The organism is Aurantimonas endophytica (assembly GCF_014196845.1).
Lineage (GTDB): Bacteria > Pseudomonadota > Alphaproteobacteria > Rhizobiales > Rhizobiaceae > Aurantimonas > Aurantimonas endophytica.
This window is the reverse complement of the sequence record NZ_JACIEM010000001.1, coordinates 510,982-535,140: the sequence shown is the minus strand read 5'-3', so window position 1 is coordinate 535,140 and position 24,159 is coordinate 510,982. Positions and strand designations below refer to the sequence as shown.

At 65.5% G+C, this 24,159-nt stretch carries 23 protein-coding genes; 6 read left to right on the top strand and 17 right to left on the bottom strand.

The genetic code is table 11. From position 1 onward, the window contains the following. Positions 1-19 precede the first annotated feature (19 nt). Together gltX and gltA are read left to right on the top strand one after the other, a co-directional pair. Positions 20-1,438 carry a glutamate--tRNA ligase gene (gene gltX / locus GGR03_RS02660; protein ID WP_183206008.1) on the top strand — a complete coding sequence of 473 codons (1,419 nt, stop codon included), beginning with the start codon at positions 20-22 and terminating at the stop codon, positions 1,436-1,438. A gap of 149 nt (positions 1,439-1,587) precedes the next feature. Beyond that, the gene (gltA, locus tag GGR03_RS02655) at positions 1,588-2,877 is read left to right on the top strand and encodes a citrate synthase (protein WP_183206007.1); all 1,290 of its coding nucleotides are present in this window, start codon (positions 1,588-1,590) and stop codon (positions 2,875-2,877) included. Between the two features lie 54 nt (positions 2,878-2,931). Here the strand turns inward: gltA and lpxB are convergent, their stop codons facing one another. The 14 genes from lpxB to GGR03_RS02585 all read right to left on the bottom strand — a co-directional run bounded on the left by lpxB (position 2,932) and on the right by GGR03_RS02585 (position 17,311). Further along, a complete protein-coding gene (lpxB, locus tag GGR03_RS02650; RefSeq protein ID WP_183206006.1) occupies positions 2,932-4,092 on the bottom strand; it encodes a lipid-A-disaccharide synthase in 1,161 nt (386 codons plus the stop codon). Then, complete coding sequence (locus GGR03_RS02645) at positions 4,089-4,958, bottom strand: LpxI family protein (RefSeq protein ID WP_183206005.1); 870 nt, start codon at positions 4,956-4,958, stop codon at positions 4,089-4,091. Before GGR03_RS02645 ends, lpxB begins: the two co-directional genes overlap by 4 nt. A gap of 2 nt (positions 4,959-4,960) precedes the next feature. Continuing rightward, positions 4,961-5,767, bottom strand: coding sequence for an acyl-ACP--UDP-N-acetylglucosamine O-acyltransferase (gene lpxA / locus GGR03_RS02640; RefSeq protein ID WP_183206004.1), 807 nt, complete (start codon positions 5,765-5,767; stop codon positions 4,961-4,963). Between the two features lie 3 nt (positions 5,768-5,770). Continuing rightward, positions 5,771-6,238 (bottom strand): 3-hydroxyacyl-ACP dehydratase FabZ, encoded by a 468-nt coding sequence (fabZ, locus tag GGR03_RS02635; protein WP_183206003.1) that lies wholly within the window; start codon positions 6,236-6,238, stop codon positions 5,771-5,773. Then, a complete protein-coding gene (lpxD, locus tag GGR03_RS02630; protein ID WP_183206996.1) occupies positions 6,231-7,289 on the bottom strand; it encodes a UDP-3-O-(3-hydroxymyristoyl)glucosamine N-acyltransferase in 1,059 nt (352 codons plus the stop codon). The genes fabZ and lpxD overlap by 8 nt, the downstream gene beginning before the upstream one ends. Positions 7,290-7,329: 40 nt before the next feature. Beyond that, positions 7,330-9,786 carry an outer membrane protein assembly factor BamA gene (gene bamA, locus GGR03_RS02625; RefSeq protein ID WP_183206002.1) on the bottom strand — a complete coding sequence of 819 codons (2,457 nt, stop codon included), beginning with the start codon at positions 9,784-9,786 and terminating at the stop codon, positions 7,330-7,332. Between the two features lie 207 nt (positions 9,787-9,993). Further along, positions 9,994-11,133: an RIP metalloprotease RseP gene (gene rseP, locus GGR03_RS02620; RefSeq protein ID WP_183206001.1), complete on the bottom strand. Its 1,140-nt coding sequence runs from the start codon at positions 11,131-11,133 to the stop codon at positions 9,994-9,996. A gap of 117 nt (positions 11,134-11,250) precedes the next feature. Beyond that, complete coding sequence (locus GGR03_RS02615; protein WP_183206000.1) at positions 11,251-12,102, bottom strand: phosphatidate cytidylyltransferase; 852 nt, start codon at positions 12,100-12,102, stop codon at positions 11,251-11,253. A gap of 4 nt (positions 12,103-12,106) precedes the next feature. Beyond that, complete coding sequence (locus tag GGR03_RS02610) at positions 12,107-12,793, bottom strand: isoprenyl transferase (protein WP_210292020.1); 687 nt, start codon at positions 12,791-12,793, stop codon at positions 12,107-12,109. A gap of 88 nt (positions 12,794-12,881) precedes the next feature. Continuing rightward, positions 12,882-13,439: a ribosome recycling factor gene (frr, locus tag GGR03_RS02605; protein ID WP_183205998.1), complete on the bottom strand. Its 558-nt coding sequence runs from the start codon at positions 13,437-13,439 to the stop codon at positions 12,882-12,884. Between the two features lie 35 nt (positions 13,440-13,474). Next, positions 13,475-14,194, bottom strand: coding sequence for a UMP kinase (gene pyrH / locus GGR03_RS02600; protein WP_183205997.1), 720 nt, complete (start codon positions 14,192-14,194; stop codon positions 13,475-13,477). 204 nt (positions 14,195-14,398) lie between these two features. Further along, a complete protein-coding gene (gene tsf / locus GGR03_RS02595) occupies positions 14,399-15,325 on the bottom strand; it encodes a translation elongation factor Ts (RefSeq protein ID WP_183205996.1) in 927 nt (308 codons plus the stop codon). A gap of 135 nt (positions 15,326-15,460) precedes the next feature. Beyond that, on the bottom strand, positions 15,461-16,318 hold the full coding sequence (rpsB, locus tag GGR03_RS02590; RefSeq protein ID WP_183205995.1) for a 30S ribosomal protein S2: 858 nt from the start codon (positions 16,316-16,318) through the stop codon (positions 15,461-15,463). A gap of 213 nt (positions 16,319-16,531) precedes the next feature. After that, complete coding sequence (locus tag GGR03_RS02585; RefSeq protein WP_183205994.1) at positions 16,532-17,311, bottom strand: EipB family protein; 780 nt, start codon at positions 17,309-17,311, stop codon at positions 16,532-16,534. Positions 17,312-17,488: 177 nt separating this feature from the next. On the opposite strand from GGR03_RS02585, the gene GGR03_RS02580 reads away from it, so the two are divergent. From GGR03_RS02580 to GGR03_RS02565, 4 genes are all read left to right on the top strand, one after another. Beyond that, on the top strand, positions 17,489-17,956 hold the full coding sequence (locus GGR03_RS02580; RefSeq protein ID WP_183205993.1) for a RidA family protein: 468 nt from the start codon (positions 17,489-17,491) through the stop codon (positions 17,954-17,956). Continuing rightward, the gene (locus tag GGR03_RS02575) at positions 17,956-18,681 is read left to right on the top strand and encodes a glycerophosphodiester phosphodiesterase family protein (RefSeq protein WP_183205992.1); all 726 of its coding nucleotides are present in this window, start codon (positions 17,956-17,958) and stop codon (positions 18,679-18,681) included. Before GGR03_RS02580 ends, GGR03_RS02575 begins: the two co-directional genes overlap by 1 nt. A 39-nt stretch (positions 18,682-18,720) precedes the next feature. Then, entirely contained in the window at positions 18,721-19,962 is a 1,242-nt protein-coding gene (locus GGR03_RS02570) for a GNAT family N-acetyltransferase (RefSeq protein WP_183205991.1), read from the top strand. 69 nt (positions 19,963-20,031) lie between these two features. Continuing rightward, on the top strand, positions 20,032-20,454 hold the full coding sequence (locus GGR03_RS02565; RefSeq protein WP_183205990.1) for an HIT family protein: 423 nt from the start codon (positions 20,032-20,034) through the stop codon (positions 20,452-20,454). A gap of 42 nt (positions 20,455-20,496) precedes the next feature. Here the strand turns inward: GGR03_RS02565 and GGR03_RS02560 are convergent, their stop codons facing one another. The 3 genes from GGR03_RS02560 to clpA form a co-directional block, all read right to left on the bottom strand. Next, positions 20,497-20,859, bottom strand: coding sequence for an AzlD domain-containing protein (locus tag GGR03_RS02560; RefSeq protein WP_183205989.1), 363 nt, complete (start codon positions 20,857-20,859; stop codon positions 20,497-20,499). Beyond that, on the bottom strand, positions 20,856-21,593 hold the full coding sequence (locus tag GGR03_RS02555) for an AzlC family ABC transporter permease (RefSeq protein WP_252920109.1): 738 nt from the start codon (positions 21,591-21,593) through the stop codon (positions 20,856-20,858). Before GGR03_RS02555 ends, GGR03_RS02560 begins: the two co-directional genes overlap by 4 nt. Before the next feature lie 65 nt (positions 21,594-21,658). Continuing rightward, on the bottom strand, positions 21,659-24,157 hold the full coding sequence (clpA, locus tag GGR03_RS02550) for an ATP-dependent Clp protease ATP-binding subunit ClpA (protein ID WP_183205987.1): 2,499 nt from the start codon (positions 24,155-24,157) through the stop codon (positions 21,659-21,661). Between the last annotated feature and the right edge of the window lie 2 nt (positions 24,158-24,159).

Here is a 24,159-nt window from a genome sequence, read left to right as displayed (position 1 = left end):
CTGCTTGATCGGAGAGACCATGGCGCAAGGCGTCGTTACCCGTTTTGCCCCCTCGCCGACCGGCTTCCTGCACATTGGCGGAGCCCGCACGGCACTGTTCAACTGGCTTTATGCCCGCGCCATGGGCGGCAAGATGCTGCTGCGGATCGAGGATACCGACCGCGAGCGCTCCACCGAGCCGGCGGTACAGGCGATCATCGACGGGCTGGAATGGATGGGACTCGCGGCTGACGAGCCGCCGGTATCGCAGTTCGAGCGGGCCGCGCGCCATCGCGAGGTGGTCGAACAGCTGCTGGAGGCAGGCCAGGCCTATCGCTGCTACGCTTCCCAGGCGGAGCTCGAGGAAATGCGCGAGCGCGCCCGTGCCGAGAAGCGCCCGCCCCGCTACGACGGCCGCTGGCGCGACCGGGATCCGTCCGAGGCGCCCGAAGGGGTCAAGCCGGTGATCCGGCTGCGGGCGCCGCTCGAGGGCGAGACGATCGTCGATGACAAGGTCCAGGGCCAGATTCGCTTTCCCAACAAGGATCTCGATGATTTCGTGCTGCTGCGATCCGACGGCAATCCGACCTACATGCTGGCCGTCGTGATTGACGACCACGACATGGGCGTGACGCATATCATCCGTGGCGACGATCATCTGACGAATGCCGGGCGCCAGACGCTGATCTACCGGGCGCTCGGCTGGGACGTCCCGGTCATGGCGCATATTCCGCTGATTCATGGCTCCGACGGCGCCAAGCTTTCCAAGCGCCACGGCGCCCTCGGCATTGAGGCCTATAGGGCGATGGGCTACCTCCCCGTCGCGCTGCGCAACTACCTCGTGCGGCTCGGCTGGAGCCATGGCGACGACGAGATCATCTCGACCGAGGACATGATCCGCTGGTTCGACGTCGACGAGATCAACAAGGGCGCGGCGCGTTTCGATTTCGCCAAGCTCGAAGCCCTCAACGGCCACTGGATCCGCCGGACGGACGACGCCGATCTGGTCGACATGCTGATGACCGAACGGGATTTCCTGCCGAACGGTGCGATCCTGAAGTCGCATCCCGACGCCGAAATCCGCGCCAAGCTGTCGGCCGCCATGCCCGGACTGAAGGAGCGCGCCAAGACGCTGGTCGAGCTGACCGAGAGCACCGCCTATCTCTTCGCGTCACGGCCTCTGCCGCTCGAAGAAAAGGCCGCGGCGATTCTCGACGACGGTGGTCGCGACATTGTCGCCGCGATAATGACCAAGTTCGCCGAAGCGAACTGGACTGCCGAGGACCTCGAGGCCGTGGTGCGTGACTATGCCGAGTCCGAAGGACTCAAGCTTGGAAAAGTGGCCCAGCCGTTGCGCGCGGCCCTCACCGGACGCACCACGTCGCCGGGGGTTTTCGACGTTCTGGCGGTGCTCGGCCGCGACGAATCGCTTGGCCGGCTATCGGATCAGCTCCGCTAAGGCTACCTTACTGGGGTTCCGATTTCGCGACGCAGCATGCTCCCTTCCGACAACTTGTGGCCTCAATGGCTTTGGAGTAGGCAGGTGGCTGAGCAAACCTTGTGCGCTGCGAAGGGTAAGCCTGCCGCCGCTTTTGGAAGGGGAAACGCATGACGGAACAGTCTTCGAGAATCATCGTGGGCGAAACGGAAGCGGATCTGGAGCTTCGCAGCGGGACGATCGGCCCGGACGTCGTCGACGTCACGTCGCTCTATAAGAAGACGGGCCTGTTCACCTACGATCCCGGTTTCTCGTCGACGGCGTCGTGTGAATCCAAGATCACCTATATCGATGGCGACGAGGGCGTGCTGCTGCACCGCGGCTATCCGATCGACCAGCTTGCCGAGCGTGGCGATTTCCTCGAGACCTGCTATCTGCTGCTCTACGGGGAACTGCCGACGGCCCGCGAGAAGGAAGACTTCGTCTACCGCGTGACGCGGCACACGATGATCCACGAGCAGATGAGCCGCTTCTACACCGGCTTCCGGCGCGATGCGCACCCGATGGCCGTCATGGTCGGCTCGGTCGGCGCGCTGTCCGCCTTCTACCACGACTCAACCGATATCGCCGATCCGCACCAGCGCATGGTGGCCAGCCTTCGGATGATCGCCAAGATGCCGACGATCGCGGCGATGGCGTACAAATATCATATCGGCCAGCCGTTCGTTTATCCGCGCAACGACCTCGCCTATGCCGAGAACTTCCTGCACATGTGCTTCGCGGTGCCGTGCGAGCCCTACCGGATCAATCCGGTGCTGGCGCGGGCGATGGACCGGATCTTCATCCTCCACGCCGACCACGAGCAGAACGCCTCCACCTCGACCGTACGCCTCGCCGGTTCCTCGGGTGCCAACCCGTTCGCCTGCGTCGCCGCCGGCATTGCCTGCCTCTGGGGCCCGGCGCATGGCGGTGCCAACGAGGCAGCGCTGAACATGCTGACCGAGATCGGTACCGCCGACCGGATCCCGGAATTCATCGCCCGGGCCAAGGACAAGAACGATCCTTTCCGGCTGATGGGCTTCGGACACCGCGTCTACAAGAACTACGATCCGCGCGCCAAGATCATGCAGCAGACCTGCCACGAGGTGCTCGACGAACTCGGCATCAAGGACGACCCGCTGCTGGAAGTCGCGATGGAACTGGAGCGCATCGCGCTGACCGACGAATACTTCATCGAGAAAAAGCTCTACCCGAACGTCGACTTCTATTCCGGCATCACGCTGAAGGCGCTCGGCTTCCCGACCGCGATGTTCACCGTGCTGTTCGCCGTCGCGCGGACCGTCGGCTGGATTGCCCAGTGGAAGGAAATGATCGAGGACCCGAACCAGCGCATCGGCCGGCCCCGGCAGCTCTACACCGGCGCGCCGATGCGCGACTACGTTCCGGTAGACGGCCGCTGATCGCTCGAGGGCGTCTTTGACATTGCAAGGAAACGGGCGCTGCGGCGCCCGTTTTCATGTCCGGCGGGAAATGAGATCGAGGACGATCGCGGCGGCCGAATCTCCAGGCGCCCGGTCGATCGCCATGCGGTCGCGGATCTGTGCGAACCCGGCGAGCTGCGCGTGCCGCTCCGGCGTCTCGGTAAGCAGACGCTCAAGTCGACGGGCCAGAAGCTCGGGCCGGATGATCTCGTGGAAATGCTCCGGCACCAGCGGATGGCCGGCGATGAAGTTCGGCAGGGCCGCCGTCCAGGCGGTGATCAGATGGCGGAAGCGGTAGCCGACCGGGTCGAGCCGGTAGGTCAGCGCCATCGGGATATCGGCCAGCGCCAGCTCGAGCGACACGGTGCCCGAGGCCGCCAGCGCCGCATCGGCCGATGCAAAGGCCGCCCATTTGGCATCTTCGCCCGTGACGACGCGGGGTTGGATTTCCCAACGGGAGACCTTCTCCCGCACCATCGGCGCATGCCGTTCCAGCGTCGGCAGCACAGACTTCAAACCCGGGACCCTTCTGCCGAGCCGTTGCAGCGTCTCGCCGAAATCGTCGATCAGGCGCACGATCTCGCCGCGCCGCGAGCCGGGCAGCAGCAACAGCGTCGGTGGCTGCTTCGCGCGGCGGTCGGCGCCCGGTGCCTCGACCCGCTCGATGATCCGCTCCAGCGCCGGGTCGCTCATCAGCGGATGGCCGACATAGGTTGCCGGCGGGCCGCCGAACTCTTGCATGGTCGCCGGCTCGAAAGGCAGCGCGCAGATGGCGTGATCGACATAGGCCCGCATCTTTCCGGCCCTGTTCTCGCGCCAGGCCCAGATCGTCGGCGGGATGTAGTTGGCGATGGGCAGTTCCGGCAGGCGCGCCCGGACACGCCGCGCGACGCGATGCGAAAAGGTCGGGCTGTCGATGATCACCAGCGCGTCCGGCCGCGCCTTGACGATGAAGTCGCTGGTCTGCAACAGGCGCCGCACCAGCTGCGGTAGCCGCGCGACGATGGCACCGATGCCGATGATCGACAGTTCGTGGATATCGAAGAGGCTATCGAGCCCCTCGGCCTGCATCGCCTCGCCGCCGAGCCCCACGAAGGCAATGTCCTCACCCGTACGCACTCGGAGTGCGCGCATCAGGTCCGCACCGATCCGATCGCCCGAAGGCTCTCCCACCACGAAGGCGATCGTCGTCATGGCCGGCCCTCTTCCTGTTCGTCGGCGAGTCCCACCAGCGCGATGTCGGCTCGGTCACTGGCCGCCACCACGTCCTCGAGCCCGAGAATGAGGCTGCGTCCGGCACTGACGCCGATGGCGGTGATGCCCGCTGCAGCGGCCTCGGCAATCGTCGCTTCGCCGATACTGGGTAAATCGAAACGGGAATCCTGCTGCGGCTTGACGCTCTTGACGAGGACGCATCGCTCCGACGGGGTCACCCGCCCGCGGCGCCGCAGGTCGCCAACCCTCGCGAGCATCTCCCGCGTGCCTTCCACGCCCTCGACCGCGATCACCCGCTCGGCAGAGGCGACGACGGCCTGGCCGATGTCGAGCTCGCCGAGGCGACGGGCCGCCGTGGCGGCGATGGTCATCGCCCGGCTCTCGTCCTCGCGAAGCGCCCGGTTCGAGAGAAGACCAGACGGGGCGAGCAGCTCCGGCACGATTTCCTGGACGGCGAGCATGGCGAAGCCATCCCGCTCCAGATAACGCGAGACGCCCCGCAGCAGATGGTCGTCGCCGCCGCGCACCATGCGGATGGCCGCCGGCAAGCGGACCAGGGTGCGAAAACTGGGAAGCAAGGAGCGGAAATCGGGGCGCCTGGTGACCGTGCCGCAAAAGATCACGCGGCGTACCTTGTGGCGCTTCAGATAGGCAATCGCATCGCCGCTCCGGCCCCAGGCAAAGGCTTCGCCCTCATAACCCGTCCAGTCGTCGGTGACGCCATCGCCGATGCGGACGACGAGGGGCGCCCACCCTGCCGCGCGGGCCGCTGCCGCGACGATCCTCGGCAGCGAACCGCCGCCGGCGAGAATGCCGAGCTTCTCGCCCGGGCGCTCGGGTTCCATCCTCACCCCGGCAGCGACAGCCGCGGCGTGACCAGCGAGCGATCGCCGCCGGACCGGATGAAACCCAGGAGATCCTGCACCAGCGGATCTTCGGGAAACTCGGACTGGACCTCGTCCATGTTCTCCTTGAACGTCAGGTCAAAGGAGAACAGCATCCGGTAGGCGCGCCGGACGTTGCGCACGGCTTCGCGGCCGAATCCCGCCCGCTTCATGCCGATGACGTTGAGGCCCGACAGGTAGGCGCGGTTGCCCAGCACCATGCCGAATGGAATGACGTCGCCTTCCACGGCCGCCAGGCCACCCACGTAGGCGTGGTGGCCGATGCGGGTGAACTGGTGGATGCCCGAGCCGCCGGCGATCGTGGCGTACTCGCCGATCGTGCAGTGGCCCGCCAACATGACGTTGTTGATCAGCGTGACATTCCGCCCGAGAACGCAGTCATGGGCGACGTGGGCGCCGGTGAAGAAGGCGCAATCGTCGCCGACGGTGGTTTCGGAGCGGCCCTGCACTGTCCCGGCGTTCATCGTCACGTGTTCACGCACGAGACAGTTGCGCCCGATGATCAGGCGCGTGTCCTCGCCGCGATACTTCAGGTGCTGGGGCGCATGGCCGAGCGAGGCGAAGGGCCAGATCTGCGCGCCGTCTCCGATCTCCGTGTTTCCCCACAGGACGACGTGCGAGCGAAGCCGGCTGCCGGCGCCGAGCCGCACCTGCGGCCCGATATGGCAGAACGGACCGATCTCGCAGCCCTCGCCGATGATGGCACCGTCCTCGACGATGGCGGTCGGATGGATGACGGATTCACTCATCGTTCAGGACGGGTCACGCGCCACCAGCATCGCACTCACGCTGGCCTCGGCAACCTTTGCGTCGTCGACCTTGGCGACACAGTCGAACTTCCAGATATTGCCGCGCTTCTTGGTCTGGACAACGTGGTACTCGAGCCGGTCGCCCGGCACGACGGGCTTGCGGAACTTGGCGTTGTCGATGGTCATGAAATACACCAGCTGCGGTATGCCCTTGCCGGTGGCACGCGTACAGATGGCGCCCGCGGTCTGGGCCATGCCCTCGATGATCAGGACGCCCGGCATTACCGGGGCGTTCGGAAAATGGCCGAGGAAATGCGGCTCGTTCGCGGTGACGTTCTTGATGCCCACGGCGCTGCGGTCGCCATCGATGGCGATGATACGGTCCACCATCAGGAACGGATAGCGATGTGGAAGGAGCTCGAGGATCGCCATGATGTCGACGCTCTCGAGAGCTGTCACCGCTTCATTCATCGCCAGACCTCTGCGATCGCCCTTTAAGGGCCTGCTCGTGTAGATACGTCACTTCGCGAAACCACTCCCGCACCGGTCGCGCCGGTGTCCCGCCCCAACGAGCGCCGGGCGGTACGTCGCCGTTGACACTCGACACGGCAGCGATCTGCGCTCCGTCGCCGATCGTCACATGGCCGGCCACGCCGCTCTGTCCGCCGATCATCACCCGATCGCCGACCGTCGTGCTGCCGGATATGCCGACCTGCGCGACAATGGCGCAATGGCGCCCGATCCGCACGTTGTGGCCGATCTGAACCTGGTTGTCGATCTTGGTGCCCTCGCCGACGACGGTATCGCGAATCGCGCCGCGGTCGATGGTCGTATTGGCGCCCACCTCGACGTCGTCCTGAATGATCACCCGGCCGATCTGAACACTCTTCGACAATCCCGTCGCACCCGCAGTGTAGCCGAAACCATCCTGGCCGATGCGCACGCCGGGGTGCAGGATCACGCGGTTGCCGAGCAACGCATTGGTCGCCACGACCCCGGCGCCGATCCGGCAGTCGCGTCCGATCCGGCAGTCGGCCCCAATGACGGCCCCTGCCGCAATCAGTGTACCGCGCCCGATCCGCACCCGCGGCCCGATCACGGCGAAGGCCTCGATCGTGGCGCCATCCTCGATTTCAGCGAGGGGATGAATCTCGGCACGCGCCGACAATCCCTCGATGCAGGTGGGCGCCGTGGGCGCGGCTGCCATCGGGAAAAGCGCCCGCCCAGCAGCCGCGAAAGCGTTCGCGGCATTCTTGACGATCACGGCGGGGATGCCCGCCGGGACCAGGGCATGGTGCTTCTGCGCAACCACGACGCATCCGGCCCGGGTTTCGGAGAGCTCTCCGGCATAACGAGGTGAGTCGAAGAAGGTGAGATCGTCGGGCCCGGCTTCGCCGAGGGCAGCAATGCCGGTGACCGTACGGGTCGCGTCGTGCTCCGCGCCGATCGAGCCGCCAACGAGATCGGCAACGGCCTGAAGCGTCAGGCCGTTGCCGCGAGGAAAGAAAGTCGGATCTTGCATCAGTGACGGCGGGGGCATGAACGCCCCCACCCCTTCCGCATCAGAAGCGCGAGGAGAAGCCGAACGAGAACTCCTGGGTCTCGTCGAAATCTTCCTTCATGAACGGGTGAGCGTAGTTGACCCGCAGCGGACCGAAGGGCGAGGCCCAGATCAGGCCGACGCCGGCCGAAGCACGCAGCGCCGCATCGGTCCCTTCGACGCCCGGGTCATTATCGAACTCCGAGCCCCAAAGCGAACCGGCATCGGCGAAGACAGCGCCGCGGAAGCCGAGATCGCGGGAGATCAGCGGCAGCGGGAAGGTCGCTTCGGCCGAAGCGTTGGCGAAGTTCGTGCCGCCGATCGACACACCGTTCTGCCGTGGGCCGATGCCCTTGTATTCGAAGCCGCGAACGATGTCCTGGCCCTTGAAGAAGTTGTCGAATACCCGCAGGCCGTCGCCGCCCAGCGTCGAGACATTGCCGCCGCCGCCGCTGAGCGAGCCGATGACGTCGAACTCCTCGTTCAGGAGATGGAAGTAATTGCCCTTGGCCGTGGTCTTGATGAAGTTGGCATCGCCGCCAAGACCGGCAAACTCCTGCCCGGCCTGAAGGAAGAAGCCTTGCCGAGGATCCCGGGCGTTGTCCAGCGTGCTGTAGGTCAGCGAGTAGGAGACCGAAGACGTCAGATACGGGCTGTCGCAGATCGCCTCGTTGATGATGGGTGAGTTGGTGTAGAGCGGCGCGACCGCCGGATTGCCGTTCCGATCGAACTGGTTGCCGATCGGGTTCGGGTCGCCACAGGTGCTGGACGTGTCGACGTAGTTGTCCTGGCCCGGATTGACGCCGTTGATGTCAGTGATCCGGAAGCCGTTGTCGTCGCCGAACTTTTCCTCTTTGTAGTTGTAAGCGATCTGCGCCGTTAGGTTTTCGGTGATCGGCGCCGCGATGCGCACGTCGCCGCCCGTGCGCTCGGTGTCGTAGTCGCCCGAGGTACTGGTGGCGTGGTAGACGTCGAAGCCGGCGGCCAGGCGGCGGCCGAGGAAATACGGCTCGGTGAAGGACAGCGTGTAGTTGCGCGTATCCTGGCCGAAGCCGGCGGACACCTTGATGAATTGGCCGCGGCCGAGGAAGTTGCGCTCGGTGACGCCGATCTCGGCGACCGGTCCCTCACTCTCGCCGCCGGTCGTATAACCGCCGCCCACCGACAATTCGCCGGTCGCCTTCTCGACGACGTCGACGATGACGATCACCCGGTCGGGCTCGGCGCCCGGGGCGGTCGAGATCGAAACCGTCTCGAAGAACTGCAGGTCCTCGAGCCGCTGCTTGGCGCGCTGGACCAGAACCTGGTTGAAGGCGTCGCCTTCCGAGACATCGAACTCGCGGCGGATGACGTAGTCGCGGGTCTTGGTGTTGCCACGGATCTCGATACGCTCGACATAGGCGCGGGGCCCCTGGTCGATGACGTAGTCGATGGCGATCGTACGGTTGGTGAAGTCGCGATCACCACGCGGCGTGACCTGGGCGAAGGCAAAGCCCGCATTCGCCACCCGGTTGGTCAGGTTGACGAGCGTGTCCTCGACCTTCTTCGCACTGTAGACCTCGCCCGGCTGCGTCTCCAGCTCGCTGTAGAGCGAGTCGGTGTCGATGCCGGGAACGCTGCTGTCGATAGCAACCTGTCCGAACGTATAGCGCTCGCCCTCGTCCACCGTCACGGTAACGAAATAGGCGTTCTGCGCCGGGTCGAGTTCGGCGACGGACGAGACAATGCGGAAATCGGCGAAGCCGCGATTGTAGTAGAAGCGCCGCAGCGATTCCTCGTCGGTCCGCAGCCGGTCCTCGGCATAGATGTCGTTGCGCTGGATGAAGCTGAGAAGCCCGGATTCGCGCAGAGCGATCACCTGCTTCAGGCGCGCGTCGCTGAAGGCGCTGTTGCCAACGAAGCTGATTGAGGCGATCTTGGTACGGTCGCCTTCCTGGATGTTGAAGATGACGTTGACGCGGTTCTCGCCGACAGTCTGCGTGCTGACGCTCACCACGGCGTCGCTGCGGCCGATGGCCGTGTAGGCATCGCGAATGGCCTGAACGTCAGCTTCCGTCGTCGCGGAGGAATAGGCGCCGCGCGGTGCGGTCTGGACGCCCGCGATGAGCTGCTCGTCCTTGATCTTGGAATTGCCCTGGAAGAGCACCTGGTTGACGATCTGATTCTCGTCGACCTGCACGATCAGCGTACCACCGGACTGGCTGATCCGAACGTCGGAGAAAAGGCCCGTAGAGAACAGGCGACGTACGGCCGCGTCCTGGTCGGCCTCGCTGACGTTCTGTCCCGGCGTGATCTGCATGAAGCCGCGAACGGTGTCGGCCTCGACGCGCTGGTTTCCCCTCACCTCGATCCGATTGACGACGGCGGCCTGCGCAATACTGACTGCGGAAAGCTGAGCACCGAGAGTCGTTGCAGCGAGAACGGTCGAAGAAAGCGCGATCGCCGAAGCAGCGCGCAGAATTTTCGTTCTAGCCATCATAGGCTCAACCACCTTTTTATTTCCAAGTCGCGGCCTTCTAGGCAGCGTACTCGTCGATGTCTTTTACCGGCTTTCCGGGTCCGTTCAAGCAAACTGGACCGAGTCCGTTGAGGAATTGGAAAAGCCGTTGCAACGGGGCCACGGCCTTCATCGCCATGGTTAATTTTTTGCAAGTCCCCCAAGTCCCCCGACCCGGTCGACCCTCGTTCAGACGAGGCCCGAAATATCGTTCCAGAAGGCGAATACCATAAGCAGCATCACGAGGGCGAGACCAATTCTGAAACCGATCTCCTGGATCCGCTCGCTAAGCGGGCGCCCCCTGACCGCTTCGTAGGCGTAGAAGAGCAGATGGCCGCCGTCCAGCATCGGAATCGGTAATAGATTCAACAGCCCGATGGACACCGACAGGAGCGCCGCCAGATTGAGAAGGGCGCTGAAGCCGATCGTCGACACCTGTCCCGAAACCTGCGCGATGCGGATCGGCCCGCCGATCTGGTCGGCGCTCTGTTTCCCGGTGACGATCTGTCCGAGGAAATCCACGGTCCGTTCCGTGACGAACCAGGTTTGGCTGACGCCATAGCCCAGCGATTCGAGCGCCGACATTTCCTCGACCCGGAACGACGAGCCGTCATTGGTCGCGACCAGGCCGATGACGGGGGTCTCGAAACTGTTGCCGAAGCGATCCGTTTGGGTTTCCACCCGCGGAGTCACGGTCAGCTCGACCGGCCGGCCAGCACGCTCGACGACCATCGCGATCGGCGTGTCGGGCCGCGCGGAGACGTAGCGCTGCAGATCGGAGAAATAGGCGATCGGCTGCCCGTCCGCGGAGACGACCCGATCGCCGGGCTGGAAGCCGGCATCAGCCGCAGGCGAGCCCGCCCTGACGTCCGACACGACCGGATCGCCTACGACGCGGCCCTCGACGAAGGCGACGCCGGCGAAGATCACGATCGCCAGAATGAAGTTGGCGATAGGGCCCGCAGCGACGGTCGCGGCACGACGGCCGACGCTGGCGGTCGGGAACGCTCCGGCGCGATCGGCGGCATCCATGCGTGCCATTGCAGCATGGTCCGGGACGGACGCGGCGTTCTCGTCGCCGAGGAACTTGACATAGCCGCCCAGCGGAATGGCGGCCAGGCGCCAGCGCGTGCCATGGCGATCATTGAAGCCGAAGATCTCGGGGCCGAAGCCGACCGAGAAGACCAGCGCCTTGATGCCCGACCAGCGGGCGACGAGATAGTGGCCGAGCTCGTGGAAGAACACGATGGTGGTCAGGACGAACAGGAACGGGATTATATAGATGAGGCCCCCGCTCCAGAGACTGGCAAGGCCAACACCGAAATCCATTGTCGTCACCTACTGATTGATTGCGTCGGCGCCAGACACCAGCCTGGCTTCGACGCTGTCATAGCATTTCAAGATCGCGTCGCAATGATGGCGCGAGGCCGCGGGTAGCTAGTGCCGTCAGAGGGGAAAGATGCCGCGGGCGGGATGATCGAACCCTGCGAGGAGGAGCCCGACGAGCCAGGCGACGGCCGTGGCGATGATCAGCCCGTCGATCCGGTCCATCAGACCGCCATGCCCCGGGATAAGCCGACCCGAATCCTTCACGCCGAAACGGCGCTTGATCCAGGATTCATAGAGATCGCCAGCTTGCCCAAATATCGACAGCAGCGCCGCAAGGACGACGATGAACAGTCCTGCCGATCCTGCCACCCATTCGGCGAACAGGACGCCGAAGACCACGCCGGCGACGAGGCCGCCAAGGGCGCCCGAAATGGTCTTTTTCGGCGAGACCCGCGGCATCAGCTTCGGGCCACCGATGCTGCGACCCGTGAAGTAGGCGAATATGTCGGTCGGCCAGACCACCGCGATGATCAGTCCGAGCGCCGCGAGTCCCGCGGCATCGTCACCGCGCAGCATGCCCGGCGGCAGCGAGGCGACCGCCGCGTAGAACAGCCCGCCCAGCACCCAGTCGGCCTTCCGCTCGCCCCGGTCGACATAGGAGATGAACGCAGCACCTCCGGCCACGATCGCGATCGCCGCCAGGTCGAACCCGAAGATGAAGGCGATGAGCGAGAGATACAGCGTGCGCCGGGCAAAGCGGAAGATCGGACCCGCCTGCTTCGCCCGCGTCATCCGCGACCACTCTTCGAAGACGATCACACCCGTGGCCCCACAGAGCAGTCGGAACGGCCAGCCACCGAGCATGGTCAGCGCAAGGACCAGGAGGCCAAGTACGATGGCCGAAATCAGCCGCGAGCGGAGATCGGTCCAGGTCGGTGCTGCGAGGAGCCGTCGGAGACCGAGACCCATCGGCTCAGGATGCTATTTCGCGGGACAGTCCGCCGTAGCGGCGTTCGCGGCTTGCATATTGCGTGATGGCTTCCTCGAAGGCCTTGCGATCGAAATCCGGCCAAAGGCACGGCAGGAAGACGAATTCGGAATAGGCCGCCTGCCACAGCAGGAAATTCGACAGCCTCAGTTCGCCGCTGGTGCGGATGATGAGATCCGGGTCGGGTATTCCGGCGGTATCGAGATGACTGTCCAGATAATCGGCCGTCAGTGCCTCCAGCGGCACTTCGCCCGCGGCGAACTTCGTGGCAACCCGGCGGACGGCGCGGGCGACCTCGTCGCGGGCGCCATAGTTGAAGGCGACCACCAGCGTCTGGCGCTCGTTGGCGCGTGTCAGATTCTCCGCTTCCTCGAGCAGCGAGCGGATATCGACGGATAGGTTGTCGCGAGCCCCGATGACGCGAACCCGGACGCCTTCCTTGTGCAGGTCGGCAAGATCACGGCGGATGAAGTGCTTCAGCAGGCCCATCAGCTCGTCGACCTCTTCCTGAGGCCGCCGCCAATTCTCCGAGGAGAATGCGAACAGCGTCAGGTAGTCGATGCCGAGTTCCCCGGCGGTACGCACCGCCTGGCGGACGGCTTCCACGCCGCGACGATGCCCGATGCTGCGGGGCAACCCCCGCGCATGGGCCCAGCGTCCGTTGCCGTCCATGATGATGGCGACGTGTTGGGGATGCCGCACCGTATGATCCACCTTCTCTCGAGAGTTCCGTCGCCAGCCGGCCCGGATCTGGGCGATCCTAGACCTGCATGATTTCGGCTTCCTTGACCGAGAGCATCTTCTCGATCTCGGCGATGGTGTCGTCGGTCAACTTCTGGACGCGATCGGAGGTCTGGCGGCTGTCGTCCTGCCCCATCTCCCCGTCCTTCTCCAGCTTCTTCAGCGTCTCCATGCCATCCCGGCGCACATGACGGGCGGCGATCTTGGCGCCTTCACCATATTGCTGCGCCACCTTGACCAGCTCCTTGCGCCGCTGCTCGTTGAGTTCGGGCAGCGGTATCCGCAGCGTCTGGCCGTCGGTGATCGGGTTGAGGCCGAGACTGCTCTCGCGAATCGCCCGCTCGACCTTTCCGACCATCTGCTTGTCCCACACGGTGACGGCGACCATACGTGCTTCCGGCGCCGTCACGTTGGCGACCTGGTTCAGCGGCATCTGGTTACCGTAGGCCTCGACCGTGATCGGGTCCAGCAAGCTCGGCGATGCACGTCCGGTCCGCAGGCCGGCGAGATCGCTCTTGAGGCTGGAAATCGCGCCATCCATGCGGCGCTTGAGTTCGTTCAGGTCGAGTTCGGCCATCGGTTCCTCTTTCGGCAATACTTATGCAGAGCGACTCAGTCCGAGACTATCGTCGCCCGGCCTCCGCCAGACAGTATCTTGGCAAATTCACCCTTCTCGTGGATGGAGAACACCACGATGGGGATATGGTTCTCCCGCGCCAGTGCCACGGCGGCAATATCCATCACCGCCAGTCCCCTGCCGAGTACTTCGTCATGGGTCAGCCGTTCGAAGCGGGTCGCGTCGGGATTGCGTTTGGGATCTTCGGAATAGATCCCGTCGACCTGCGTACCCTTGAACAGGGCTGCCGCCCCCATCTCCGCGGCGCGCAACGCGCCGGCGGAGTCGGTCGTGAAGAACGGGTTGCCGGTGCCGCCGGCGAAGATCACCACGCGGCCTGCCGCCTGATGGGCGAGCGCCGTGCGCTGGGAAAAGCTCTCGCATATCTCAGGCATGGCGATCGCGGACAGGACGATCGTGTCGATGCCGAGTTTGGTCAGCGAGGTGCGCAGGGCGAGCGCGTTGATGACGGTCCCGAGCATGCCCATGTGGTCGCCGGTCACGCGGTCGCCACCCTTTGACGCGACTGCGACGCCACGAAAAATGTTGCCGCCGCCAATGACCACGGAGATCTCGACGCCCAGCCGGCGCGCTTCGGCAATGTCGGATGCGATGCGGTCGGCGACAGCGACGTCGATGCCGAATCCCTGGCTTCCCATCAGCGCCTCGCCGGACACCTTCAGAAGCACACGCCGGTAGCGGATCTCGGACGTCATCGTTCACCTTGCTTGCGTCCGCAGTTCCCCTCCGCCAGCCGCGAAGCCGACGCAGAAACACTGGAACGAATACGGGCCACAACTGCCGCAGCGAGCCGATGAAGGCGCGTGGACGGCCCATCGCGCCCCCGTTCGGTCGGCCTGCGATACAATAAGGGCGCCCGCTTGTGAAGCGGACGCCCTCTCGCTCGTCGGAACGGGATCTTACTTCTTGCCGGCGGCCGCGGCCACTTCGGCGGCGAAGTCGCCTTCTTCCTTCTCGATCCCCTCGCCCAGGGCGAAGCGAACGAAGCCGGTGATCTTTGCCGGCGCGCCGAAGGAAGCTTCGGCCTCGGCCAGCGCCTTCTCGACCGTCAGGTCCGGATTGATCACGAATCCCTGCTTCAGGAGCACGACCTCTTCGTAGAACTTGCGCAGCCGGCCCTCGACCATCTTCTCGATGATATTGTCGGGCTTGCCCGACTGCCGTGCCTGGTCGACGAAGATCGCCTTCTCCCGCTCGACCGTCGCCGCATCGATCTCATCAGCGGTCAGCGCCAGCGGGTTCGTCGCAGCGACATGCATCGCAACCTGGCGTCCGAACTGGGCCAGGGCAGCCTTGTCGCCGGTCGACTCGATCGCCACCAGCACGCCCAACTTGCCGAGGCCGTCGGCGACCTGGTTGTGGATGTAGGTGGCGACGACACCGTCGCCGACCGTCAGCATGGCGGAGCGGCGAAGGCTCATGTTCTCGCCGATCGTCGCGATCGTGTCGCGGATCGTGTCGGAGACCGACTTCGAGCCGCCCGGATAGGCGGCCGAGCCGACAGCCTCGACAGAACCGTCGGTCGTCACCGCCACCGCCGCGACGTTGCGGACCAGCGTCTGGAACGCATCGTTGCGGGCGACGAAGTCCGTCTCGGAATTGACCTCGACGACCACCGCACGGGTTCCCTCGGATGCCGCGCCGACGAGGCCTTCGGCTGCCGTGCGGCCCGACTTCTTGTCGGCCTTGGCGATGCCCTTGGTGCGCAGCCAGTCGACCGCCGCTTCCATGTCGCCGTTGGTCTCTGCAAGAGCCGTCTTGCAGTCCATCATGCCTGCGCCGGTCATCTCGCGCAGTTCTTTTACCATCGCAGCGGTGATTGCCATGTTTGCCTCTTCAGAAATCATTGGGCGCACCGGTCCGGTTCGAACGGGTGCGCCAGAATTGTGACGCCGTCATTACGTGACGCCGCAGGATGACCCCAGGCGCGGGCGGGTGCCAATGGCTCCCGCCCTGCCGGATCAGGCGGCGGTTTCGGCGGTCTCGGCGGCTGGCTCGGCCGGAGCAGCCTCGCCTTCCGGCGCTGCTGTTTCGGCGGTTGCTTCCTCGGCAGACGCTTCCTCGGCCGGGAGATCCTCCTCCACCGGAGCTTCCTCGAGGGCGCCGAGGTCGACGCCGGTGTCGCCCTGCTGGCGGGCGATGCCGTCGACGGCGGCACGGGCGATCAGATCGCAGTAGAGCGTGATCGCGCGGGCGGCGTCGTCATTGCCCGGGATCGGGTAGTCGATCGGCAGCGGATCGCAATTGGAGTCGACGACGGCGACGATCGGGATGTGGAGGCGCTTGGCTTCCTCGATCGCGATCGACTCCTTGTTGGTGTCGATGATGAAGATCATGTCCGGCACGCCGCCCATGTCCTTGATGCCGCCGAGGGCCCGGTCGAGCTTGTCGCGCTCGCGCTGCAGCGTCAGACGCTCCTTCTTGGTGAAGGCGCGGGCCTCGCCACCGGCGAGCATCTCGTCGAGCTTGCGCAGGCGCTGGATCGAATTGGAGATGGTCTTCCAGTTGGTCAGCATGCCGCCGAGCCAGCGGGCGTTGACGTAATACTGGGCCGAGCGCTGTGCGGCATCGGCGACGATGTCGGAAGCCTGGCGCTTGGTGCCGACAAACAGCACGCGACCGCCGCGGGCGACCGTGTCGGACACGGCCTGGAGCGCGCGGTGCAGCAGCGGCACCGTCTGGCCGAGGTCGAGAATGTGGATATTGTTGCGGGCGCCGAAGATATACGGCGCCATCTTCGGGTTCCAGCGATGCGTCTGGTGGCCGAAATGGACGCCCGCTTCGAGCAGCTGGCGCATGGAGTAGTCTGGCAAAGCCATCGGATGTTTCCTTTTCCGGTTGAGCCTCCACGGAACGAAGCGGCCTTGTGGCCGCCACCGGTGGATCGCGTCGACCGAGCTGGAGCCCAACCGTCGAAACCCGACTTCCGTGTGTGGAATGGACGCGCGAATAACGCAAAAGCGGGTCCAGTGCAAGCTTCGGAGGGCTTGCATCGGACTCCGGGCGGCCGATCGTCGGTCACCCGGAAAGGTTCACGGGCAGTCGGGACGATCCAGCAGATCGAGGCTGGCGAGGCTGCCTGACAGCGCGTAGCCGTCAAAGCGCAGCACCAGGTCGTCGGAGACGCCATTCTCGTAAAGCGTATAGGCGGTCTCGAAGACCGGCATGCCGTCCGCGTCACTGTCGGAGTTGTAGAAGGACTCGCTGACGCGCCACGACCGCAGCCCGGCAAGCGGAGCGCCGCGATCTGCCGCTGCTCCTTCGCCGCTTGTCGCAGCCCGTGCATCGGGACCCGTCGCATTTGCCGGCGCTCCGGGACCGATGATCGCCGTGCTGGTCAGTTCCTTCTGCGGGTCGTCGTCGCCGTCGAAGAGGGCCGTCTCGACGATCCGCTCCCCCGCCTCCGCCTTCTCGATCAGCGAGCGCGTGTGCTGCATCGGAAACAGCGCCCGCGGGACTTCGACGCTGTGCTCGCCGGGCTGGGTAAAGGTGACGGTGGTGCGCCCGCCATCGGTGGCGGCGGTGCCGCTGACCGTGTCCTGCGGGCTCGAGTCGACGAAGGTCTTGGTCTCGAACTCGAACCACGAGCCGTCCCGTGCTTCCCGCGATTCCGTCTGCTGGTCGGTGACGATCAGCTCCTGCTCCTGCTGAAAGCGCGCGACGAAGCGATAGTCGAGATCGTAGGCGTCACAGTCGCCGGAGATTTCCACCGCTATCCGCCCCTCGGCGCCGACCATGTCGCTGGCGTCATCCGACAGCGCAAGGTCGTAGGAAGCGCGATGCAGCGCGAGTTCGGCGGATGCGGCGTGCATCGTGCCAGCCCCGAGCATCAGAAACGCAATGGACGAAACTCGCATGTCGGCTCGATCTTTCGTTGGAACGGCGGATGGGCTACCGCTCGACGTGAATTCGGGACACGGGACCATTTGGCCGGTGAGGCGCAGTGGCACCGGACGCTGGTATCCGTCACGGCAAAGGAAGACAACATGATGTCCGACACGATCGAATCCCGCCTGAGCGCCGCGGGCGTCGTTCTTCCCGAGGCCGCGGCGCCCGCGGCGAACTACGTCCCCTACGTGGTGACGGGCAGTCTCCTCCAGACCTCCGGCCAGCTGCCGCTGGAGGGCGGCACGATCGCGGTGGCCGGCAAGCTCGGTGGCGGCGTCAGCCTCGAGGACGGCCAGCGCGCGGCGCGCCTCTGCGCGGTCAACGTGCTGGCGCAGGCCAAGGCGGCGATGGGCGGCGACTGGTCGCGCGTCTCCCGCCTCCTCAAGCTGACGGTCTTCGTGGCGAGTGCGCCCGAGTTCGTCGAGCAGCACAAGGTGGCGAACGGTGCCTCGGATTTCCTGGTCGAGATCCTCGGTGATGCCGGCCGTCACGCGCGTTCGGCGGTCGGCGTGCCGGCCCTGCCGATGGATGCGGCCGTCGAGATCGAAGCGCTGTTCGAGCTCGCCTGATGTTCGGTGGGGGGCTGGAATGGCTCGTCCGGCGTCCGATCGCCCACCGCGGCCTGCACGACGGCAACCGGTCGATCGCCGAGAACTCGCTTCCGGCCGCCAGGGCGGCCATCGCCGCGGGTTACGCCATCGAGTGCGACGTCCAGCTCTCGGCCGACGGCACGCCATACATCTTTCATGACGACACGCTGGACCGGCTCACGGGCCGGGCCGGCGCCTTCCGCGAAACAGACGACACGACACTGGGCGGACTGGCATTGATCGCCGGCGGCGCCGCCATCCCCCCGGTGGCGGATTTTCTGGCGCTGGTCGACGGCGCGGTGCCCGTCGTCATGGAGCTGAAGGGCATTTCCGCAGAAGCCGATGCCGGCTATGTCGAGCGCCTCCGGCCGGCGCTCTCCGGCTATTTGGGCGAGCTGGCGCTGATGTCGTTCGACCCATGGCTCATCGATCAGCTGCTCGAGGCCGGATTGTCGTATCCGGTCGGGCTGACGGCGGAGGGCACGGAACCGGAGGCGCTGCGCCGGCACCAGGAGGTGGTCGAACGCGGCTGCGACTTCGTGTCCTACAACGTCCACCATCTGCCGAACGAATTTGTCCAGTGGGTTCGAAGCGAGCGGGGCGCGCCCGTCATCACATGGACCGTACGTTCGCCGGCCGATGCTGCGCAAAGTGCGCGCTACGCCGACCAGATCACTTTCGAAGGCTTCGCGCCGCAGCACTGACCGCTTGCGCTGCGGCACGGACGGCATAAGTCTCAGCGCATGAGAGAGACCGCGCAGAACCCGGCAAAAGAGAGCGAACGGACTTTCGTGGTCCGGGTCGTCGACAGCGTCACGCATGTGGATAGATCCACCTGGGACGAACTGGCTGGCGCTGGACCGGCGGCCACCGGCGAAACGACACGAAGCGTTTCTGCCAACCCGTTCGTATCACACGCCTTTCTCAGCGCGCTCGAAGACAGTTCCTGCGTCGGCGAGCGTGCCGGCTGGCTGCCGCAGCACCTGATCCTCGAAGACGAAGCGGGCCAAGCGATCGCGGCCGCGCCGGCCTATCTCAAGAGCCACAGCCAAGGAGAGTATGTCTTCGACCACGGCTGGGCAGACGCCTTCCAGCGCGCCGGCGGGCGCTACTATCCCAAGCTGCAGATGTCCGTGCCGTTCACCCCGGCCTCGGGACCCCGCCTGCTCGTAGGCCAGGCGCCGGGCGCGGACGTGCGCCGCCAGGCGCTGGCGGAATCCGCCAAGACCTACGCGGAGCGAACCGGCGTCTCATCCGTCCACGCCACCTTCCTGATCGAGAAGGATCTTTCGGTCCTCAAGGACTCGGACTGGTTGCACCGGACGGACCAGCAGTTCCATTTCCTCAACCGCGGCTATGACAATTACGAGGCGTTTCTCGACACGCTCGCCTCGCGCAAGCGCAAGACGCTCCGCCGCGAGCGGCGCGAGGCGCTGGAAAACGACATCGAGATCGTCTGGCTGACCGGCAGCGACCTGACCGAGGCGGCGTGGGACGCGTTCTACGCCTTTTACCTCGATACCGGCAGCCGCAAATGGGGTCGCCCCTATCTCAACCGGCGCTTCTTCAGCCTGATCGGCGAGCGCATGGCGGACCAGACTCTGCTGGTCATGGCTCGCCGCAACGGCCGCTTCATCGCGGGGGCGCTCAACTTCATCGGCGGAGACACGGTGTACGGCCGCAACTGGGGCTGCATCGAGGACCACCCGTTCCTGCATTTCGAGGTCTGCTACCACCAGGCGATCGATTACGCGATCGCGCACAAGCTCGCCGTAGTCGAGGCTGGCGCGCAGGGCCAGCACAAGCTGGCGCGCGGCTACGAGCCGGTGACGACGCATTCGGCTCACTGGATCGGCCATCCGGGGCTTCGCCGCGCCGTCGAGGACTATCTGGAAAGCGAGCGCGAGGAGGTTGCGCGGGTGTCGGAAATCCTCGGTGAGCACACGCCCTACAAGAAGGGCGACGGCGGCGCGTCGCAAAGTTAGCCGCCCGGCTTGGACAAGCGGGTGCCGGCCCCTATCCTACGGCGCACCATCAACGAGGGCCGAGCCTCCATGACCAGCTACGACGACGGCAACATCTTCGCGAAGATCCTGCGCGGCGAGATTCCGAGCCTCAAGCTCTACGAGGACGACACGGCGATGGCGATCATGGACATCATGCCGCAATCGAAGGGCCACTGCCTCGTCATTCCGAAGGCCCCGTCGCGCAATCTTCTTGATGCCGACGATTCCACCCTTGCCGCCGTCATGCCGATCGTCGGCCGGCTGGCCCGTGCCGTTCGGAGAGCCTTCGGGGCGGACGGGGTGCAGGTTGCGCAGTTCAACGAGGAGCCGGCGGGCCAGACGGTGTTCCACCTGCATTTCCACGTCGTGCCTGTCTATGCAGGCGTGCCGGTTGCGCGCCACGGCGGCGGCAGCGCGCCTCAGGCGGAGTTGGAGGAGCAGGCCGAGCAGATCCGCGCCGCACTTGCCTGAAGCGCTGCCGCGCCAGTCTCGCGCGCGGCGGCAACCCTCAGTTCAGATCAGCGACGCCGCGCCGAGAAGCACCGCTTCCGCGACGATGATTGCGGCCAGCACCCGCCGGCCGCACAGGAGATAGGCGGCGAACCCCGCGCCTATCGCGCCGACCCGGGCAGCGGTCGGAATCGCCGCGAGCGAGCCTGCAGGGAACAGGACGAGCTGAGCAATCACCGCCGCCACCATCGACGTCGCGATTGCCCGGGTCAGGGAGGCGGTCGGGGAGTTCTCGTCCATGCGGCCGGCGGTCAGCACGCCGAGGTAGCGCCAGACATCCGTCGGCAGCCACCCGGCGAGCAGAATGAAAACGAACGGCCACCACTCGCCCCACGGGGCGTCGAAGCTGAGGTCGAGCCCGGTCACGTGCGCCGGCGCCCCTCTGCCCACTGCCCGGCCGCGTAAGCAACCAAGCCGCCGACAATGCCGGCTACCAGCAGCTCGAACTTCGGCCAGAAATAATGGGCGGGCGGCAAGGCCGCCATGCCGGTGAAGAGGGCGAGGCGTCCTGACAGGTCCCGAGCCGATCCGAACAATGAGACGAGAAAATAGACCGGCGTCAGGAACGCCAAGGCACCCGTAACCAGGGCCGGCAGCTGTCCCATCAGATTGAAGGCGACGGCCACGATGACCGTGTTCGCCGCCGTCAGCGTCACGGCAAAGCCGCCGAAGAACGCCGTCCGCTGCGCGCGGGGGACGTGCCGGGCCCGCTCCATCGCAAAGACCCAGCCGGTGATCGCGACGAAATGCGACAGGAACAGCAGCGTCGTCCGTCGCGTGCGCGCTCCAACGATCTCCGGCATCAGCGCGACCACCATCGGCATCATCCGGATCGACGACAGGCCCACCGCCAGCGCCGCAGCAGGCAGCGACGCGCCTGCGGTGATGGCGCCGACGAGAATGATGTTGGCCGGCAGAGCCCAGACCACCGCCGTCATGAAGGACGCTTCGACCCAGGTGAGGCCCGCGTCGCGTGACAGCCCGGCGAAGCCGACGAAGGCAGTGATGAGGATGAGCGCCGGGGCGCTGGCAATGCCCTTGACGCCTTGCAGCGCCCAGTACGCCGAACCGCGAGGGTCGACTGGATCGAGATTCTCCACCGTTGGCTCCGGCAAGCTTACCGTCATACTGAAAGGGCCGCCCTGGCGGACGGCCCTTTCCTGGATCAGTTCAGCTTGCGCGGGACTTTCGGCACCGTCGCCGGCCGCTTCGAGGTCGACTTGGTTGCGGGCGCCGCGATTTCTGCCGCGTCGTCATCATCGTCCTCGTCGGCTTCGAGCGTCTCGCCCTCGTCCAGCTCCTCGATCTCCGCGCCGTCCGCGGTGACCTTGCTGCGACGGCGCGACTCCGCCTTCTTCGGCTTCGGCGGCACCTCGTCGGCGATCGCCTCGAGGGCCAGCGTCTTGGTGCCGTCCTCGGCCGTGTCCACGGTCACCTTCACCGTGCCGCCGCGCTTCAGCTTGCCGAACAGTACCTCGTCAGCCAACGGCTTCTTGATGTACTCCTGGATCGTCCGGCCGAGCGGGCGGGCGCCCATATTCTCGTCGTAGCCCTTCTCGGCGAGCCAAGAGACCGCCTCCGGCGTCAGTTCGAAGGTCACGCCGCGTTCCGACAGCTGTGCCTCGAGCTGCATGACGAACTTCTCCACCACCTGGTGGATGACCGGCGTCGGCAGCGACCCGAACGGGATCACCGCGTCGAGGCGGTTGCGGAACTCCGGCGTGAACAGGCGGTTGATCGCCTCCTCGTCCGCGCCGCTCCGCCGCGAATGCCCGAAGCCGATATTGGCCTTGGCCATTTCCGATGCGCCGGCATTCGTCGTCATGATCAGGATCACGTTCCGGAAGTCGATCTGCTTGCCGTTGTGATCCGTCAGCTTGCCGTGGTCCATGACCTGCAACAGGATGTTGAACAGGTCCGGATGCGCCTTCTCGATCTCGTCGAGCAGCAGCACGCAATGCGGATGCTGGTCGACACCGTCGGTCAGAAGCCCGCCCTGGTCGAAGCCGACATAGCCTGGAGGCGCGCCGATCAACCGCGAGACGGTATGCCGCTCCATATACTCGGACATATCGAAGCGCAGCAGCTCGACGCCGAGCGACGACGCCAGCTGGCGCGCGACCTCGGTCTTGCCGACACCGGTCGGACCCGAGAACAGGTACGAGCCGATCGGCTTGTCCGGTTCGCGCAGGCCGGCACGAGCCAGCTTGATCGCCGAGGCAAGGTTCTCGATCGCCGCATCCTGGCCGTAGACGACGCGCTTCAGCTGCTCGTCGAGATGGGCGAGCACTTCCTCGTCGTCCTTGGAGACGGCCTTCGGCGGAATCCGCGCCATGGTGGCGACGGTCGCCTCGATCTCCTTGACGCCGATCTGCTTCTTCCGCTTGGCCTCCGGCAGCAGCATCTGCGACGCGCCGGTCTCGTCGATCACGTCGATCGCCTTGTCCGGCAGCTTGCGGTCGTTGATGTAGCGGGCCGACAGCTCGACCGCCGACTTGATCGCCTCGTTTGTGAACTTCACCCGGTGGAAGTCCTCGAAATAGGGCTTCAGGCCCCTGAGGATCGACACGGCATCCTCGATCGAGGGTTCCTTCACGTCGATCTTCTGGAAGCGCCGCACCAGCGCCCGGTCCTTCTCGAAGAACTGGCGATACTCCTTGTAGGTGGTCGAGCCGATGCAGCGGATCGCGCCCGATGACAGAGCCGGCTTGAGCAGGTTCGAGGCGTCCATTGCCCCGCCCGAGGTCGCGCCGGCGCCGATCACCGTGTGGATCTCGTCGATGAACAGGACGGCGCCCGGATACTCCTCGAGCTCCTTGACCACCTGCTTCAGGCGTTCCTCGAAGTCGCCGCGATAGCGCGTGCCGGCCAGAAGCGTGCCCATGTCGAGCGAGAAGATCGTCGCATCGGCCAGCACGTCCGGCACGTCGCCCTCCACCACGCGCTTGGCGAGGCCCTCGGCGATCGCCGTCTTGCCGACGCCGGGATCGCCGACATAGAGCGGATTGTTCTTGGAGCGGCGGCACAGGACCTGAATGGTCCGGTTGATTTCTTCGGCCCGCCCGATGAGGGGGTCGATCTTGCCGTTGCGCGCCTTCTCGTTGAGATTCACGCAATAGGCAGTCAGGGCGTCCTGAGCCGTCTTGCGCTTGCCGTCGTCATCCTGGCCCACGGTCGATTGGTCGTCCTCGGCGCCTCTGAGCGGCCGGCTTTCTGATGCGCCCGGACGCTTGGAAATCCCATGCGAAATGAAGTTCACTGCATCGTAGCGGGTCATCTCCTGCTCCTGCAGGAAATAGGCTGCATGGCTTTCGCGTTCGGCGAATATGGCGACGAGCACGTTGGCGCCGGTCACTTCGTCGCGACCGGAAGACTGCACATGGATCACAGCACGTTGGATGACGCGATGGAAGCCTGCGGTCGGCTTTGAATCCTCGTCGTGCCCGGTGACCAGGTTGGTGAGTTCGGTGTCGATGTAGGAGATCAGGTTCTTGCGCAGAAGGTCGAGGTCGACGCTGCAGCCCCGCATGACGGCAGCGGCGTCCTTGTCCTCCAGCAGCGCAAGCAGCAAATGCTCGAGCGTCGCGAATTCCTGCCGGCGCTCATTGGCGAGCGTCAGCGCCTGATGCAGCGACTTCTCAAGGCTTTGCGAAAATGTCGGCAAGC